Source organism: Enterococcus sp. AZ011 (assembly GCF_050548355.1).
Lineage (GTDB): Bacteria > Bacillota > Bacilli > Lactobacillales > Enterococcaceae > Enterococcus > Enterococcus faecalis.
In genome coordinates this window covers 1,474,647-1,491,408 of record NZ_CP172959.1, presented here as the reverse complement: position 1 = coordinate 1,491,408, position 16,762 = coordinate 1,474,647, and the positions used below count along the sequence as shown (strand labels likewise).

16 protein-coding genes are annotated in these 16,762 nt (G+C 39.8%); 15 read left to right on the top strand and 1 reads right to left on the bottom strand.

Annotation, left to right across the window (positions count from 1 at the left end; all coding sequences use genetic code 11):
* The first annotated feature begins 59 nt into the window (after positions 1 to 59).
* Positions 60 to 521, top strand: a complete 462-nt coding sequence (locus IGL36_RS07225; protein ID WP_002398339.1) for an EbsA family protein — start codon at positions 60 to 62, stop codon at positions 519 to 521.
* 104 nt (positions 522 to 625) lie between these two features.
* Here IGL36_RS07225 and IGL36_RS07220 read toward each other — a convergent pair whose 3' ends face one another.
* A complete protein-coding gene (locus tag IGL36_RS07220; RefSeq protein ID WP_002357404.1) occupies positions 626 to 832 on the bottom strand; it encodes a cold-shock protein in 207 nt (68 codons plus the stop codon).
* 178 nt (positions 833 to 1,010) lie between these two features.
* On the opposite strand from IGL36_RS07220, the gene IGL36_RS07215 reads away from it, so the two are divergent.
* The 14 genes from IGL36_RS07215 to pyrE all read left to right on the top strand — a co-directional run bounded on the left by IGL36_RS07215 (position 1,011) and on the right by pyrE (position 16,706).
* On the top strand, positions 1,011 to 2,681 hold the full coding sequence (locus IGL36_RS07215) for a formate--tetrahydrofolate ligase (RefSeq protein WP_002398337.1): 1,671 nt from the start codon (positions 1,011 to 1,013) through the stop codon (positions 2,679 to 2,681).
* Positions 2,682 to 2,785: 104 nt separating this feature from the next.
* Complete coding sequence (locus tag IGL36_RS07210) at positions 2,786 to 3,490, top strand: CBS domain-containing protein (RefSeq protein WP_002357406.1); 705 nt, start codon at positions 2,786 to 2,788, stop codon at positions 3,488 to 3,490.
* 5 nt (positions 3,491 to 3,495) lie between these two features.
* Positions 3,496 to 3,972, top strand: coding sequence for a signal peptidase II (gene lspA / locus IGL36_RS07205; protein WP_002360174.1), 477 nt, complete (start codon positions 3,496 to 3,498; stop codon positions 3,970 to 3,972).
* Positions 3,959 to 4,864 (top strand): RluA family pseudouridine synthase, encoded by a 906-nt coding sequence (locus IGL36_RS07200; protein WP_002357408.1) that lies wholly within the window; start codon positions 3,959 to 3,961, stop codon positions 4,862 to 4,864. Before lspA ends, IGL36_RS07200 begins: the two co-directional genes overlap by 14 nt.
* A gap of 338 nt (positions 4,865 to 5,202) precedes the next feature.
* Positions 5,203 to 5,742, top strand: coding sequence for a bifunctional pyr operon transcriptional regulator/uracil phosphoribosyltransferase PyrR (gene pyrR, locus IGL36_RS07195; RefSeq protein ID WP_370684323.1), 540 nt, complete (start codon positions 5,203 to 5,205; stop codon positions 5,740 to 5,742).
* 16 nt (positions 5,743 to 5,758) lie between these two features.
* A complete protein-coding gene (locus IGL36_RS07190) occupies positions 5,759 to 7,039 on the top strand; it encodes a solute carrier family 23 protein (RefSeq protein WP_002364045.1) in 1,281 nt (426 codons plus the stop codon).
* A gap of 13 nt (positions 7,040 to 7,052) precedes the next feature.
* A complete protein-coding gene (locus IGL36_RS07185) occupies positions 7,053 to 7,979 on the top strand; it encodes an aspartate carbamoyltransferase catalytic subunit (protein WP_002357411.1) in 927 nt (308 codons plus the stop codon).
* A gap of 8 nt (positions 7,980 to 7,987) precedes the next feature.
* On the top strand, positions 7,988 to 9,271 hold the full coding sequence (locus IGL36_RS07180; RefSeq protein WP_002364044.1) for a dihydroorotase: 1,284 nt from the start codon (positions 7,988 to 7,990) through the stop codon (positions 9,269 to 9,271).
* Between the two features lie 2 nt (positions 9,272 to 9,273).
* Entirely contained in the window at positions 9,274 to 10,353 is a 1,080-nt protein-coding gene (locus IGL36_RS07175) for a carbamoyl phosphate synthase small subunit (protein WP_002360175.1), read from the top strand.
* Positions 10,353 to 13,535, top strand: coding sequence for a carbamoyl-phosphate synthase large subunit (gene carB, locus IGL36_RS07170; RefSeq protein ID WP_010717001.1), 3,183 nt, complete (start codon positions 10,353 to 10,355; stop codon positions 13,533 to 13,535). Before IGL36_RS07175 ends, carB begins: the two co-directional genes overlap by 1 nt.
* Before the next feature lie 107 nt (positions 13,536 to 13,642).
* Entirely contained in the window at positions 13,643 to 14,434 is a 792-nt protein-coding gene (locus IGL36_RS07165) for a dihydroorotate dehydrogenase electron transfer subunit (RefSeq protein WP_002365731.1), read from the top strand.
* Positions 14,431 to 15,369 carry a dihydroorotate dehydrogenase gene (locus tag IGL36_RS07160; protein WP_002369312.1) on the top strand — a complete coding sequence of 313 codons (939 nt, stop codon included), beginning with the start codon at positions 14,431 to 14,433 and terminating at the stop codon, positions 15,367 to 15,369. The genes IGL36_RS07165 and IGL36_RS07160 overlap by 4 nt, the downstream gene beginning before the upstream one ends.
* Positions 15,359 to 16,072, top strand: a complete 714-nt coding sequence (pyrF, locus tag IGL36_RS07155) for an orotidine-5'-phosphate decarboxylase (RefSeq protein ID WP_002357417.1) — start codon at positions 15,359 to 15,361, stop codon at positions 16,070 to 16,072. Before IGL36_RS07160 ends, pyrF begins: the two co-directional genes overlap by 11 nt.
* 1 nt (position 16,073) lies before the next feature.
* Complete coding sequence (gene pyrE / locus IGL36_RS07150; protein ID WP_002357418.1) at positions 16,074 to 16,706, top strand: orotate phosphoribosyltransferase; 633 nt, start codon at positions 16,074 to 16,076, stop codon at positions 16,704 to 16,706.
* Positions 16,707 to 16,762: the final 56 nt, after the last annotated feature.

Here is a 16,762-nt window from a genome sequence, read left to right as displayed (position 1 = left end):
TTACTATTATAACATATTTAAATTTAGCGGCGTTGATCCAGAAGTAGTGAGGGCACTTTATGAAAAAACAGAAATTCTATTGGCAGCCAGAATTAGCATCAACAATTATTTACTGGTCTTGCACATTTTGTATATTATTTATTAGTTTAATTTTAGCATTGGAAAATAATGGTCCTTACTTGATTAGTAATCTGGTGATGGTTCCATTTTTTGTGTTTGCTTATCTAGGAATTGCGCGGTCTTTTAACATGACAGAAACATCTTTAATTGTCAGAGATGTTTTATGGTTTCGCAAAAAAGTACTTCCGCTTTCTCAGATAGAAAAAGTAACCTACAATGAAAAAAGCATCGAAATTTTTTCCTCAGAATTTAAGGAAGGTTCAAAAGTCTTTTTAATGAAAAAGAAAACGATTCCGTTATTTCTTGAGGCACTTAAGATAAAAAAGCCTGAATTGAAGGTAGCAGAAGATCATTCTTTGGGCCTTCATAAAAAAGAAGAAAAAAACAAGAGTGAGTCATAAGTCGAAACGACTGGTGACCCACTCTCAAAATCTTAAAATAATCAGCTGAAACAAACGCTACGTTTACTTACTTTTTGGAGCTAAGCGCTGTTGGTTCAGCTTTTTTAGTTATCTATTTTTTTGACATGTGCTGCTTGTAGCCCACGATTGCCTTCCATTATCTCGAATTCTACAGATTGATTCTCATCAAGTGATTTGAATCCGTCACCTTCTATAGCAGTGAAGTGGACAAAAATCTCATCTTCTTCGTTGTAAACGATAAAACCATAACCTTTTCTGTTATCGAACCATTTGACAATTCCTTTTTGCATCCAATTCACGCTCCTTTTAGATTTGTAAAGACACTTTCATTATACGAGAAAAGGCTACCAAACGTCAATGGTTGGGTTGTTTAAAAAAGGTTATTCTAGCCATTCTATTCAATACAAGCTATAATTTAAAAGAAACAATGTGTCACAAAGACGATAAAGAATTGAAAAGGGGTCCGTTATGAAGACAGATATTAACATTGCACAAGCAGCAACATTAAAACCTATTCAAGAGATTGCCGAAACAATCGGTCTTTCAGAAGATTCGCTCGAACTTTATGGAAAATACAAAGCGAAAATAGATTTCCCAACGCTTCAATCCTTAGAAGCGCAACCAGAAGGTAAATTAATCCTCGTTACATCGATTAATCCAACACCAGCAGGAGAAGGAAAATCAACCGTGACCATTGGTTTAGGAGATGCATTAAATCGAATCAATAAAAAAACAGTTATTGCCCTAAGAGAACCATCATTAGGTCCTGTGATGGGGATTAAAGGTGGCGCAACAGGTGGCGGTTACGCACAAGTATTACCAATGGAAGAAATCAATTTGCATTTTACTGGTGATATGCATGCGATTACGACAGCCAATAATGCCTTAGCTGCGTTACTAGATAATCATTTACAGCAAGGAAATGAATTAAAGATTGATTCTCGGCGGGTGATTTGGAAACGGGCAGTGGATCTAAATGATCGTGCGCTCAGACAGGTCGTTGTTGGTTTAGGCGGTCCTTTCCAAGGTGTACCAAGAGAAGACGGTTTCGATATTACTGTGGCAAGCGAAATTATGGCGATTCTTTGTTTAGCGCAAAATTTAACGGACTTAAAAGAACGCTTAAGTCGGATTATTATCGCGTATAATGACCAAAGAGAGCCGGTGACGGTTAAAGATTTAAACGTGGCAGGTGCCCTGACTTTATTATTAAAAGACGCCTTAAAACCTAATTTAGTTCAAACGATTGAAGGAACTCCAGCTTTTGTTCACGGTGGTCCTTTTGCCAATATCGCTCATGGATGTAACAGTATTTTAGCGACAAAAACAGCTTTGCATCTAGGGGATTATGTCGTAACAGAAGCAGGTTTTGGTGGCGACTTAGGTGGCGAAAAATTTTTAGATATTAAAGTACCTTCTTTAGGAAAAGCACCCGATGCCGTTGTGATTGTGGCAACGATTCGCGCGTTGAAAATGCATGGCGGTTTGGCGAAAGATCAGTTAGCAGAAGAAAATTTACCAGCGTTACAAAAAGGCTTTGCCAACTTAGAAAAACATATTCAAAACATGCAACGTTATGATGTACCAGTAGTTGTTGCAATTAATGAGTTTACACAGGATACAGAGAAGGAAATTCAACTGTTGAAAGAAGCCTGCCAAGCGTTAGGCGTGCCCGTCGAGTTAACAAGTGTTTGGGCGCAAGGTGGCGCAGGTGGCACGAATCTAGCGAAAACAGTGGTAGCAGAGATTGAAGCCAATACAAAGCAGTTTCAACCTTTGTATAACCCTCGCCAAACAATTGAAGAAAAAATTCAAGCCATTGTACAAACGATTTACGGCGGGGAACAGGCGATTTTTTCTCCGAAAGCGCAAAAGCAAATTGCAGACTTTACAAAAAATGGTTGGGATCAATTACCAATCTGCATGGCGAAGACACAGTATTCACTTTCTGACGATCCTCAAAAATTAGGACGGCCAGAAGGATTTACGATTACAATTCGTGAACTAGTTCCAAAAATCGGTGCAGGGTTTATCGTGGCGTTAACGGGTGACATTTTAACGATGCCTGGCTTGCCGAAAGTTCCTGCTGCGTTAAATATGGATGTAGACGAAACGGGTCAAGCGAGCGGTCTCTTTTAAAGCCGCTCTTTCCTGAGACCTATTTTTAGTATATACTTGAAAGTAGCTCAATAAAAAATAATGACGGAAATTTATTGCGTAGTTTATTATAAGGAGCAACGACTATGGGGGAACGAGCAGATACATTTTTAGCACACTTTAATCGCATTGAAAAGTGGATGAGAGAGAGACTGAACAATCCTGTCAATATGGGATTCAGTGAAATGACAAGACGTCTTTCCCGAAAAGAAAAAGGACAGATTGCTCAATTTGAAGAGGATTTGCTTCAAATGGCTCAGTTAAGAAATGCCATCGTTCATGAGCGAATTGCTGATGATTTTGTAATTGCAGAGCCAAACGAATGGGCAGTTCAACGAATTGAAACGATTGAACAAGCTTTAACAAAACCAGAAAAAGTAGTGCCTAAATTTGCGAAACGTGTTACAGCTTTTGAAATCACCACTTCTTTAGAAACGTTATTAACGATTATTGCAAAAAAACAATATTCTCAATTTCCGATTTATGAAAAAGGTGTATTTAAAGGATTAGTCACGGTTCGAGGGATTGGTGTATGGTTTGCCATTGAGAGCACCAAAGGCGAAGTTCACATTGCCAACCGAACGGTGCGAGAATTGTTGGCATCAAATTATAAACGCAGCAACTATCAATTTGTTTCAATTGAAGCAACCGTTTTTGAAGTTGAACAAATGTTTCGGGAGCAGCCACGCTTAGAAGCTGTGCTTATTAGTAAAAGTGGCCATCCTAATGGTGAGTTAGTAGGCATTGTTCGACCAAGAGATTTAGCAAGTATTCATAGAGAAAAGGAATGACGCGATTGTTAGTAGTATATTTTTTAATCAGTGCCTTATTAGTAGGGCTTGACCAATGGAGCAAATATTTGACGGTCCAAAACATTTCTTTGGGTGAAACAAAAGAATTCATTCCTGGATTTTTGTCGCTGACCCATTTAAGAAATACCGGAGCTGCTTGGAGCTTATTAGAAGGAAAGATGATATTCTTTTATGTCATCACAGTAATTGTTAGTGTCGTGATTATTTATTTATTAATTAAGAATTATAAAAAAAGTATCTGGTATTCTGTAGGTTTGTCTTTTGTCTTAGCAGGTGCCATTGGGAATTTTATTGATCGTGTACGGTTAGGCTACGTGGTGGACATGCTCCAAACGGATTTTATGAATTTTCCTATTTTTAATGTTGCAGATAGTACGTTAGTGGTCGGCGTTATTTGTATATTTATTTATTTGATTTTAGATGAAAAAGCAGCAAAGGAAGGCAAAAATGGAACAAATTAACGTAACGATTCAAACAGAAAAAGGCCGGATTGACAAAGTATTAAGTGAACATTTACCCAATCATTCCCGCTCGCAAATTCAACAATGGTTAAAAGAAAAACACGTAACAGTTAACGGTGAAACGGTCCGCGCAAATTATAAAGTTACAGCAGGCGATGAAATTGTGGTAACAATTCCTGAACCAGAAGTGCTAGATATGGTAGCAGAGGATATTCCTTTGACCATTGTTTATGAAGACAATGATGTGATTGTCGTCAACAAACCTCAAGGCATGGTCGTTCATCCTTCGGCAGGGCATCCCAAGGGTACATTAGTGAACGCGTTACTTCATCATGCGGATCACTTATCGGCGATTAATGATGTGGTGCGACCGGGAATTGTTCATCGAATTGATAAAGATACTTCGGGACTATTGATGGTGGCTAAAAATGATCAAGCCCATGAATCATTAGCGAAACAGCTAAAAGAAAAAACATCGTTACGCAAATACGTCGCCTTGGTCCACGGCGTTATTCCTCACGATAAGGGAGAGATAAATGCGCCTATTGGTCGTTCCAAGGTTGACCGCAAAATGCAAGCGGTCATTGAAGGCGGTAAAGAAGCAGTCACGCATTTTACTGTTTTAGAGCGTTTTGATGCATTTACCTTAGTTGAATTACAACTAGAAACAGGCCGGACACATCAAATCCGTGTTCACATGAAATATATCGGTTATCCATTAGCTGGAGATCCGTTATATGGACCGAAAAAAACATTGCCTGGCAATGGACAATTTTTACATGCGAAGTTATTAGGATTTACACATCCTACTACAGGTGAACAATTAGTCTTTGAAGCACCTTTACCAGAAGTTTTTGAAAAAACTTTACACCAATTAAGAAATAATCATTGATTTTTTTCTGAAGAAGAGGTAAACTCTTTTTTAAGAAGAAAAATAACTAAATAACTGTAACCTTTAAGTTTAGTCCCGTGAGGCTAAGAAGGAATCATGCAAAAGAACACTAGGTGCGCTTAGTTAGTAAGTTGTGTGGGCTACATGGTACCCTTGTACCTTTTTAAACTGTAACCAACATCCTCCTATCCTCATACGGCTAGGAGGATTTTTTGTTGGAAAAAATAACAGGACAATTTCAATAAAAACCCACTTATTTTTCAGCTGCTCAATTGAAGGAAGAATCGCTGACCCCAAGACAGCGAGGACGTAGATAAAAAAGAAATGAGGAGGAAATTATTATGCCAAAGAAAGAAGTTGTTGACGCAGTCACAATGAAACGAGCGCTTACTCGAATCTCGTATGAAATTATTGAAAGAAACAAAGGAATTCAAGACATTGTTTTAGTAGGAATTAAAACGCGTGGGATATACATTGCACAACGTCTAGCCGAACGCTTAAAACAATTAGAAGAGATTGACGTGCCAGTTGGTGAATTAGATATTACTTTGTATCGTGATGATGTGAAAGATATGGAGGAACCTGAATTACATTCTTCTGACGTACCAGTCTCAATTGAAGGTAAAGAAGTTATTTTAGTGGATGATGTCTTGTACACGGGCCGGACCATTCGTGCTGCGATGGACGCTGTTATGGATTTAGGTCGTCCAAGAAAAATCTCTTTAGCAGTCTTAGTAGATCGTGGGCATCGGGAACTACCGATTCGTGCCGATTATGTAGGGAAAAATATTCCAACATCAAAAACTGAGGAAATTATTGTGGAAATGGAAGAGCGTGACGGCGCAGATCGTATTATGATCAGTAAAGGAAACGAATAAAAAGGAGTGAACAACGTTGTCAGAAAAAGAATTTCGAAATGAGGATGCAGTCTTAGATATTAAAGACAGACCGCAAGCTTTTCACTGGGTTGGCCTAAGTTTACAACATTTATTTACGATGTTTGGCGCAACGGTTTTAGTACCAATCTTAGTGGGAATTGACCCAGGGATTGCGTTAGTCAGTTCAGGATTAGGAACAATGGTCTATCTGATTACTACAAAAGGAAAAATCCCCGCTTATCTTGGCAGTAGCTTTGCCTTTATTGCAGCGATGCAGATGTTAATGAAGAGTGATGGTTATCCAGCCATTGCCCAAGGTGCTATGACAACCGGCTTGGTATACTTAATCGTTTCATTAATCATTAAAAAAATTGGTTCCGACTGGTTGGATAAAATTTTACCGCCTATCGTTGTAGGACCTGTCGTGATGGTTATCGGTTTAGGCTTGGCGGCTAATGCCGCAAATAATGCAATGTATAACAACAACGTTTATGATTTTAAATATATTGCCGTAGCCTTAATTACTTTAGGCTTAACCATTTTTTACAACATGTTTTTCAAAGGCTTCCTAGGATTAATTCCAATTCTTTTGGGAATTGTTAGTGGGTACCTAGTCGCTTTAGCTTTCGGAATTATTGACTTAACCCCTATTAAAGAAGCTGCTTGGTTTGCTTTACCGAATTTTGAAGTACCTTTTGTTCAATACCAACCGAAATTGTATTTAAATGCCATTACAACAATGGCACCAATTGCTTTTGTAACAATGACAGAACATATTGGTCATTTAATGGTCTTGAATAAATTAACCAAGCGCAACTTTTTCCAAGACCCAGGCTTATCTAAAACTTTAATGGGAGATGGCTTAGCGCAAATTGTAGCAGGTTTTGTTGGTGGACCGCCAGTTACAAGTTATGGTGAAAATATCGGCGTGCTGGCAATTACAAGAGTACACAGTGTCTTCGTAATTGGTGGAGCCGCGGTGTTCGCTGTAGCTTTAGGCTTTGTTGGAAAATTAAGTGCCTTGATTCTAAGTATCCCAGGACCAGTTATTTCAGGAATTAGTTTCGTCTTGTTCGGTGTGATTGCCGCAAGTGGTTTGAAAATCTTAATCGATAATAAGATTAATTTTGATAAGAAAAAGAATTTATTGATTGCTTCAGTAATTTTAGTCATCGGCATTGGTGGCTTAGTCTTCAAAGTAGGAACCTTTGAATTGTCTTCAATGGCATTAGCAACCGTCTTAGGAATTGTTTTGAATTTAATTTTACCGGAAAACGCACGTAGCGAAGAACAGTAGGAGGACTGGACGAATGATTATTACATCTGAACGAATTAGTTTAAAACATCTTTTAACTGCTGAGGCTTTAACCGACCGTGAAGTCATGGGGTTAATCCGTCGCGCAGGAGAATTTAAACAGGGGGCAAAATGGCACCCAGAAGAACGTCAATATTTTGCAACAAACTTGTTTTTTGAAAATAGTACTCGAACACATAAAAGTTTTGAGGTAGCTGAGAAAAAATTAGGCTTAGAAGTGATTGAGTTTGAAGCAAGTAGAAGTTCTGTTCAAAAAGGAGAAACGTTATACGATACAGTACTAACGATGTCGGCAATTGGTGTAGATGTAGCAGTCATTCGTCATGGTAAAGAAAATTATTACGATGAATTGATTCAAAGTAAAACGATTCAATGTTCTATTATTAACGGTGGGGACGGGAGTGGACAACACCCTACACAATGTTTATTGGATCTGATGACCATTTATGAAGAATTTGGTGGATTTGAAGGCTTGAAAGTGGCGATTGTGGGAGATATTACACATTCTCGCGTTGCTAAATCAAATATGCAGTTATTAAACCGTTTAGGCGCTGAAATTTATTTTTCAGGTCCAGAAGAGTGGTACGATCATCAGTTTGATGTCTATGGACAATATGTGCCATTAGATGAAATTGTTGAAAAAGTCGATGTGATGATGTTGCTTCGCGTGCAGCACGAACGTCATGATGGTAAGGAAAGTTTTTCAAAAGAAGGCTATCATTTGGAATATGGTTTAACCAACGAACGGGCAACTCGTTTACAGAAACACGCAATTATTATGCATCCAGCGCCAGTCAATCGGGATGTTGAACTGGCAGATGAATTAGTGGAAAGTCTGCAATCAAGAATCGTCGCGCAAATGAGTAACGGAGTCTTTATGCGCATGGCAATTTTAGAAGCAATTTTACATGGAAAGGCCTAGGTGGAGAAATGAAGACGTTAATTAAGAATGGAAAAATCATCAAAAAAGAGAATCAATTGATTGAGGCAGCACTTTGGCTAGAAAATGGTGTGATTCACGCAATCGGAGAATCGTTTGACGAAGCAGATTTTGAGCAAGTGTTTGATGCGAAAGGGCAACTAATCACGCCAGGCTTGGTGGATGTGCATGTTCACTTTAGAGAACCAGGCTTTACGTATAAAGAAACGATTAAAACGGGTAGTAAAGCTGCTGCTCGCGGTGGTTTCACTACGGTTTGCGCAATGCCCAATTTGAATCCAGTACCAGATACGGCTGAAAAATTAAGTGAGGTTTACGACTTAATTCAAAAAGATGCAGTCGTGAAAGTTTTACAATATGCCCCCATTACAGAAGAGCTACGGAGTGAAGTTTTAACCAATCAGAAGGCCTTAAAAGAAGCGGGCGCCTTTGCATTTACGAATGATGGTGTTGGTGTCCAAACGGCAGGAACGATGTACTTAGCCATGAAAGAAGCGGCTGCATTAAATATGGCACTTGTTGCGCACACGGAAGATGAATCTTTATTATTTGGTGGTGTGATGCATGAAGGAGAAGTTTCTAAGAAATTAGGCCTACCAGGGATTTTAAGTGCAACGGAAGCTTCGCAAATTGCTCGGGATATTACTTTAGCAAAAGAAACAGGCGTTCATTATCATGTTTGTCATGTTTCAACAGAAGAAAGCGTGCGCGTTATTCGAGATGCTAAAAAAGCAGGGATTCACGTAACAGCCGAAGTTTCGCCACACCATTTAATTTTAGTCGATGAGGATATTCCTGGTGACGAAGGGTTTTGGAAAATGAACCCGCCATTACGTGGTTTAGCAGATCGACAAGCATTGATTGACGGCTTGTTAGATGGCACGATTGACTGTATTGCTACCGACCATGCGCCCCATGGTTTAGAAGAAAAACAACAATCATTTTTAAACGCACCTTTTGGCATTGTCGGTAGTGAAACGGCCTTCCAATTGATTTATACGAACTTTGTCGAAACAGGCATTTTCACATTAGAACAAGTGATTGATTGGATGGCAGTGAAACCGGCAGAAATTTTTGGATTAAACGCAGGAACACTAACAATTGGTGCACCAGCAGATATTGCAGTTTTTGACTTAGCAACAGCTGCACCAATTGATGCAGAAGCATTTGAATCAATGGCTGTCAATACACCATTTACAGGGTGGACAGTCAAAGGAAAGACACTTATGACATTTGTTGACGGAGCATTAGCTTGGTCGGAGGAGGCGCAGTAGGTTTGAAAAGGTTATTGATTTTAGAAGACGGAACAGTATTTGAAGGAAAAGCGTTTGGTGCAGAAGGCAATGTAGTAGGAGAAGTTGTTTTTACTACTGGCATGACAGGTTACCAAGAAGCAATTACTGACCAAAGTTTTAATGGACAAATGATTACTTTTACGTATCCATTAGTTGGGAATTACGGGGTCAACCGAGATGATTATGAATCCATTGCACCAACCTGTAAAGGTGTCATTGTTAAAGAGCATGCGCGGGTTGCTTCAAATTGGCGTCAACAAATGACCTTGGATGAATTTTTAAAGCGCAAAGGGATTCCGGGAATTTCAGGAATTGATACGCGTGCGCTGACTCGTAAGTTACGATCAGCTGGAACAATGAAGGGGAGCATCATTGATGCCGTGGATGATTTGCCGCATGCATTTGATCAACTAAAAGCGACGGTCATGCCGAAAAATCAAGTGGCACAAGTCTCCACCACTAAGCCTTATCCGAGTCCAGGTATTGGGCGTAATGTAGTCGTCGTTGATTTCGGGTTGAAACATAGTATTTTGCGAGAATTATCAAAACGGCAATGCAACTTAACCGTGTTGCCTTATAATACAACGGCCGAAGAGATTTTAGAATTAAGTCCCGATGGTGTCATGTTGACAAATGGGCCTGGAGATCCCAAAGATGTGCCTGAAGCTATTGAAATGATTCAAGCAATCCAAGGAAAAGTTCCAATTTTCGGCATCTGCTTAGGTCATCAGTTATTTTCATTAGCAAATGGTGCGGATACGTATAAGATGAAGTTTGGACATCGCGGTTTGAATCATCCTGTACGAGAAATTGCAACAGGGCGCATTGATTTCACTTCACAAAATCACGGATATGCCGTGGATGAAGCAACAATTGATCCAGAAAAATTACTTGTGACCCACGTTGAAGTCAATGATGGAACGGTTGAAGGCGTGCGTCATCGAGATTATCCAGCTTTTACTGTGCAATATCACCCAGATGCGGCTCCAGGACCGCACGATGGTCTTCATTTATTTGACGAATTTATGGAATTAATGGATGCATGGAAGGAGCAAAACTAATGCCAAAACGAACGGACATCAAGAAAATCATGGTGATTGGTTCAGGACCAATCATTATTGGACAAGCAGCAGAATTTGACTATGCAGGCACACAAGCCTGTTTAGCGCTAAAAGAAGAAGGGTATGAAGTTGTCTTAGTAAACTCAAATCCAGCGACTATCATGACCGATAAGGAAATCGCGGATCATGTTTATATCGAACCGATTACTTTAGAATTTGTTTCAAGAATTTTGCGAAAAGAACGTCCTGATGCTCTTCTACCAACATTAGGTGGTCAAACTGGATTAAATATGGCGATGGAATTATCGGAATCAGGAATTTTAGATGAGCTAAATGTAGAATTGCTAGGAACAAAGCTCAGTGCGATTGACCAAGCGGAAGACCGTGATTTATTTAAACAATTGATGGAAGAATTAGAACAACCGATTCCAGAAAGTGAAATTGTCAATACGGTGGAACAAGCCGTGGCTTTTGCCAAACAAATTGGCTATCCAATTATCGTTCGTCCCGCATTTACTTTAGGTGGAACAGGCGGCGGCATGTGCGATACGGAAGAAGAACTCCGCCAAATTGCTGAAAATGGTCTGAAATTATCACCAGTTACACAATGTTTAATTGAAAAAAGTATTGCTGGTTTTAAAGAAATTGAATATGAAGTGATGCGTGACTCGGCTGATAATGCGATTGTGGTTTGTAACATGGAAAACTTTGATCCTGTCGGCATTCACACTGGGGATTCGATTGTTTTTGCTCCGAGTCAAACCTTATCAGATTATGAATACCAAATGTTGCGAGATGCGTCTTTGAAAATTATTCGTGCATTAAAAATTGAAGGTGGCTGTAATGTTCAATTAGCTTTGGATCCGCATAGTTTTAATTATTATGTGATTGAAGTGAATCCTCGTGTTTCTCGCTCATCTGCACTTGCTAGTAAAGCCACAGGGTATCCCATTGCGAAGTTAGCTGCAAAAATTGCTGTTGGTTTAACATTAGATGAAATGAAAAATCCAGTTACTGGAACCACTTATGCCGAATTTGAACCCGCTTTGGACTATGTTGTTTCCAAAATTCCTCGTTGGCCTTTTGACAAATTTGAAAAAGGTGCTCGAGAACTAGGAACGCAAATGAAAGCTACCGGGGAAGTCATGGCAATTGGCCGCAACATTGAAGAATCCTTATTAAAAGCAGTTCGTTCTTTAGAAATTGGTGCTTATCACAACGAGTTAGAAGAACTAAGTCATGTCAGTGATTTAGAATTAACGAAGAAAATGGTTCATGCGCAAGATGATCGATTGTTCTACTTATCAGAAGCTATTCGTAGAGGATATAGCATCGAAGAATTACAAAGTTTAACGAAAATTGATTTATTCTTCTTGGATAAACTTTTACACATTATCGAAATTGAAACGACCCTTGAAAGTCACGTGAACAACGTAGCTGTCTTGAAAGAAGCCAAACAAAATGGCTTTTCTGATCGGAAAATCGCAGCACTTTGGGGACAAACAGAACAAGCCATTGCTGACTTCCGTAGAGCCAATCAAATTGTGCCCGTCTATAAAATGGTCGATACGTGTGCTGCAGAGTTTGAATCACACACGCCTTATTTTTATAGCACGTATGAAGTGGAAAACGAAAGCAATGTTTCGAAAAAGCCTTCTGTACTAGTATTAGGTTCTGGTCCCATTCGCATTGGTCAAGGGGTCGAGTTTGATTATGCAACGGTTCATTCTGTCAAAGCGATCCAAGCGGCTGGTTATGAAGCAATTATTATGAATAGTAATCCTGAAACAGTTTCAACAGATTTCTCTGTTTCTGATAAATTATACTTTGAGCCATTAACTTTAGAAGAAGTCATGAATGTGATTGATTTAGAAAACCCGATTGGCGTGATCGTCCAATTTGGTGGACAAACAGCGATTAATTTAGCTGAGCCGCTCACAAAACAAGGCGTTAAAATTCTTGGAACAACGATTGAAGATTTAGATCGTGCGGAAAATCGTGATTTATTTGAACAAGCTTTGCAAGAGTTAGCGATTCCTCAACCACCAGGAGATACGGCCACAAGTGCAGAAGAAGCAGTCGTGATTGCTGATCGTATCGGCTATCCCGTTTTAGTGCGTCCAAGTTATGTTTTAGGTGGTCGGGCAATGGAAATTGTCGAAAATCAAAAGGATTTGGAAGATTATATGCGACATGCAGTCAAAGCTTCTCCAGAACATCCTGTCTTGGTTGATAGTTATTTATTGGGACAAGAATGTGAAGTTGATGCCATTTGTGATGGTGAAATAGTACTAATTCCAGGGATTATGGAACATATTGAACGAGCTGGCGTTCATTCTGGTGATTCAATGGCGGTTTATCCACCGCAGTATCTTTCTCAAGAAATTCAAACAACGATTGCCGATTATACAAAAAAACTGGCACTTGGTTTAAACTGTGTAGGTATGATGAATATTCAATTTGTTATTCATGAAAATCGTGTTTATGTGATTGAAGTGAATCCTCGTGCGAGTCGAACAGTTCCTTTCTTAAGTAAAATCACAGGGATTCCGATGGCCCAAGTTGCTACAAAAGCGATTCTTGGTGAGAAATTGACTGACCTAGGATATCAAGATGGATTATACCCTGAAAGTAAACAAGTTCATGTGAAAGCCCCTGTATTCTCCTTTACGAAACTACAAAAAGTAGATACGTACTTAGGGCCTGAAATGAAATCAACTGGGGAAGTTATGGGTAGTGATTATTATTTAGAAAAAGCCTTGTATAAAGCCTTTGAAGCATCTGGCTTGCATTTGCCAAGTTATGGGGCTGTACTTTTCACCATTGCTGATGAAACAAAAGAAGAGGCGTTAGAAATTGCTAAGCGTTTTTCAGCAATTGGCTATGGTTTAGTCGCAACGGAAGGAACCGCTGACTTTTTAGCGAAGCATCAGTTGCCTGTTAAGAAAGTGACGAAAATTTCTAATCCTGAAGGGGAAACCGTGCTGGATGTCATTCGTAATGGGAATGCACAAGTGGTAATCAATACCATGGATAAAAATCGTTCCAGTGCCAACCAAGATGGGTTTTCAATCCGTCGGGAAGCAGTCGAACATGGGATTCCATTGTTTACCTCACTTGACACAGCGAATGCGATTTTAAAAGTTTTAGAATCAAGAGCCTTTACGACAGAAGCCATTTAAGCAAAAATCTGGAACAATCGTCTGAGGAGGACTGTTCCAGATTCTTTTACGAAGAAATAGAAAATCATTTATAGGGGAATCAGAGAATAAAGGAGTGAAGGATACTGATGCAGAGAAAGCAAGAAATGATGACCATTGTAGCTCAAAAACAGTTAGCGCCACGGATTTATCAGTTAGACTTACAAGGCGAGTTAGTGAAAGAGATGACACGACCTGGACAGTTTGTGCATATCAAGGTTCCGCGTGCAGATTTACTTTTGCGGCGACCGATTAGCATCAACCAAATTGATCATTCGAACGAAACCTGTCGTTTGATTTATCGAGTCGAAGGCGCTGGAACGGAAGTGTTTGCCACCATGAAGGCTGGTGAACAATTAGATATTTTAGGTCCTTTAGGAAACGGCTTTGATATAACTACCGTAGCAGCTGGTCAAACTGCTTTTATCGTTGGCGGAGGAATCGGGATTCCCCCATTGTATGAATTATCAAAACAACTCAATGAAAAAGGCGTGAAAGTGATTCATTTTCTTGGTTATGCATCAAAAGAGGTTGCTTATTACCAACAAGAATTTATGGCATTAGGAGAAACACATTTTGCCACAGATGACGGCTCGTTTGGCGCTCATGGCAACGTGGGACGTTTATTGTCAGAAGCGTTAGCAAAAGGACGGATCCCTGATGCAGTTTATGCTTGTGGTGCGAATGGTATGTTAAAAGCAATTGATTCTTTATTTCCAACACATCCACACGTTTACCTTTCTTTAGAAGAACGGATGGCCTGTGGAATTGGGGCTTGCTATGCCTGCGTTTGCCATAAAAAAGGAGACACTACTGGAGCAAAAAGTGTCAAGGTCTGTGATGAAGGTCCGATTTTTAAAGCAAGTGAGGTTATCTTATGATGAAAAATCCTTTAGCTGTTTCAATTCCAGGTTTAACATTAAAAAATCCAATTATTCCCGCCAGTGGTTGCTTTGGGTTCGGGGAAGAATATGCTAACTATTATGACCTTGATCAATTAGGTTCAATTATGATTAAGGCAACAACGCCCCAAGCACGATATGGAAATCCCACACCACGTGTAGCTGAAACACCTAGTGGTATGCTAAATGCCATTGGATTGCAAAATCCAGGTTTAGAAGTGGTTATGCAAGAAAAATTACCGAAATTAGAAAAATACCCTAACTTACCGATTATCGCAAATGTTGCAGGTGCTTGCGAAGAGGACTATGTGGCTGTTTGCGCAAAAATTGGGCAAGCGCCTAACGTCAAAGCAATTGAATTGAATATTTCCTGTCCTAATGTGAAACATGGCGGCATAGCTTTTGGTACAGATCCAGAGGTTGCTTTTCAATTAACACAAGCAGTCAAAAAAGTCGCCTCTGTTCCGATTTATGTTAAACTATCACCAAACGTAACGGACATTGTGCCGATCGCCCAAGCAATTGAAGCAGGGGGCGCAGACGGTTTTTCTATGATTAATACATTGCTAGGGATGCGCATTGATTTAAAAACGAGAAAACCTATTTTAGCCAATCAAACTGGCGGACTATCTGGCCCAGCCATTAAACCTGTTGCTATTCGCTTAATCCGACAAGTCGCCAGTGTTTCTCAGTTGCCAATTATTGGAATGGGCGGTGTTCAAACAGTGGATGATGTCTTGGAAATGTTCATGGCAGGTGCTAGCGCTGTCGGGGTTGGTACGGCCAACTTTACAGATCCATATATTTGTCCGAAGTTGATTGACGGATTACCTAAGCGAATGGAAGAGTTAGGCATTGAATCGTTGGAACAATTAATTAAAGAAGTGAGAGAGGGGCAGCAAAATGCACGATAGACCAATTATTGCGTTAGATTTTCCCACGCAAAAAGAAGTGGCTGTTTTTTTAGAAAAATTTCCTAAGGAAGAAGCCTTGTTTGTTAAAGTGGGGATGGAACTTTTTTACGCAGAAGGACCAGCGATTGTTCGCTGGCTTAAAGAACAAGGACACGATGTTTTCTTGGATTTAAAATTACATGATATTCCGAATACTGTGGAAAAAGCTATGACAAATTTAGCAAAATTAGGCGTTGCCATTACCAATGTCCATGCAGCAGGGGGCGTTCGAATGATGCAAGCAGCTAAGGAAGGTCTAATCAAAGGGACTCAGCCAGGCGCTAAGGTTCCTGAGTTAATTGCTGTAACCCAGTTGACTTCTACTAGTGAAGAAGAGATGCACCATGATCAATTAATCAACGTTCCTTTAGAGACAAGTGTCATTCATTATGCTAAATGTGCGGAAAAAGCGGGTCTGGATGGCGTGGTTTGTTCAGCATTAGAAGCACGTGGTATTCAAGAAGCAACCAAGCAAACGTTTATTTGCTTAACACCTGGTATTCGTCCAGCAGGAAGTGCAGTAGGTGACCAACAACGGGTCGTTACGCCGCAACATGCTCGCGAAATCGGGTCCACATATATCGTTGTTGGCCGACCTATTACCCAAGCAGAAAATCCTTATGAAGCCTATCAAGAAATCAAAAAAGACTGGAGCGGAAAGTAACATGACAAAAGTAGCAAAAAAGATTGCCAAAGATTTATTAGATATTGAAGCGGTATTTTTAAACCCTAATGAGCCTTTTACTTGGGCTAGTGGCATAAAAAGCCCGATTTATTGTGATAACCGTATCACGATGAGTTATCCTGCTGTGCGTAAAGAAATTGCAGAAGGCTTAGCGGCAAAAATTAAAGAGACTTTCCCAGAAGTCGAAGTGATTGCTGGGACAGCTACCGCAGGGATTCCACATGCGGCATGGGTAGCCGATATTTTAGGATTACCAATGGTTTATATCCGCAGTAAAGCCAAAGATCACGGCAAAGGGAATCAAATTGAAGGCCGAATTTCTGAAGGACAAAAAATGGTAGTTATCGAGGATTTAATTTCAACAGGCGGTAGCGTGTTAGAAGCGGCAGAAGCGGCGGAACGTGAAGGAGCAACGGTTTTAGGTGTTGCGGCAATCTTCACTTATGAGTTACCCAAAGGAACGGCAAATTTTGCAGATAAACAGATGACGTTACTAACGTTAACCAATTATTCAACTTTAATTGATGCTGCATTAGAAGCAAACTATATCGAAGAAAAAGATGTTACCTTATTACAAGAATGGAAAAAAGATCCTGAAAACTGGGGCAAATAACCGTTGAACTAAAGATGGTTCTTGTCGTCTGATTTTTAGTGTCATTTTCAGTAACC

What these genes read in the sequence shown, in the direction of transcription:
- IGL36_RS07225 (WP_002398339.1), top strand. Translation starts at nt 60, where the DNA reads ATGAAAAAACAGAAATTCTATTGGCAGCCAGAATTAGCATCAACAATT.
- IGL36_RS07220 (WP_002357404.1), bottom strand. Translation starts at nt 832, where the DNA reads ATGCAAAAAGGAATTGTCAAATGGTTCGATAACAGAAAAGGTTATGGT.
- IGL36_RS07215 (WP_002398337.1), top strand. Translation starts at nt 1,011, where the DNA reads ATGAAGACAGATATTAACATTGCACAAGCAGCAACATTAAAACCTATT.
- IGL36_RS07210 (WP_002357406.1), top strand. Translation starts at nt 2,786, where the DNA reads ATGGGGGAACGAGCAGATACATTTTTAGCACACTTTAATCGCATTGAA.
- IGL36_RS07200 (WP_002357408.1), top strand. Translation starts at nt 3,959, where the DNA reads ATGGAACAAATTAACGTAACGATTCAAACAGAAAAAGGCCGGATTGAC.
- IGL36_RS07185 (WP_002357411.1), top strand. Translation starts at nt 7,053, where the DNA reads ATGATTATTACATCTGAACGAATTAGTTTAAAACATCTTTTAACTGCT.
- IGL36_RS07180 (WP_002364044.1), top strand. Translation starts at nt 7,988, where the DNA reads ATGAAGACGTTAATTAAGAATGGAAAAATCATCAAAAAAGAGAATCAA.
- carB (WP_010717001.1), top strand. Translation starts at nt 10,353, where the DNA reads ATGCCAAAACGAACGGACATCAAGAAAATCATGGTGATTGGTTCAGGA.
- IGL36_RS07165 (WP_002365731.1), top strand. Translation starts at nt 13,643, where the DNA reads ATGCAGAGAAAGCAAGAAATGATGACCATTGTAGCTCAAAAACAGTTA.
- IGL36_RS07160 (WP_002369312.1), top strand. Translation starts at nt 14,431, where the DNA reads ATGATGAAAAATCCTTTAGCTGTTTCAATTCCAGGTTTAACATTAAAA.
- pyrF (WP_002357417.1), top strand. Translation starts at nt 15,359, where the DNA reads ATGCACGATAGACCAATTATTGCGTTAGATTTTCCCACGCAAAAAGAA.
- pyrE (WP_002357418.1), top strand. Translation starts at nt 16,074, where the DNA reads ATGACAAAAGTAGCAAAAAAGATTGCCAAAGATTTATTAGATATTGAA.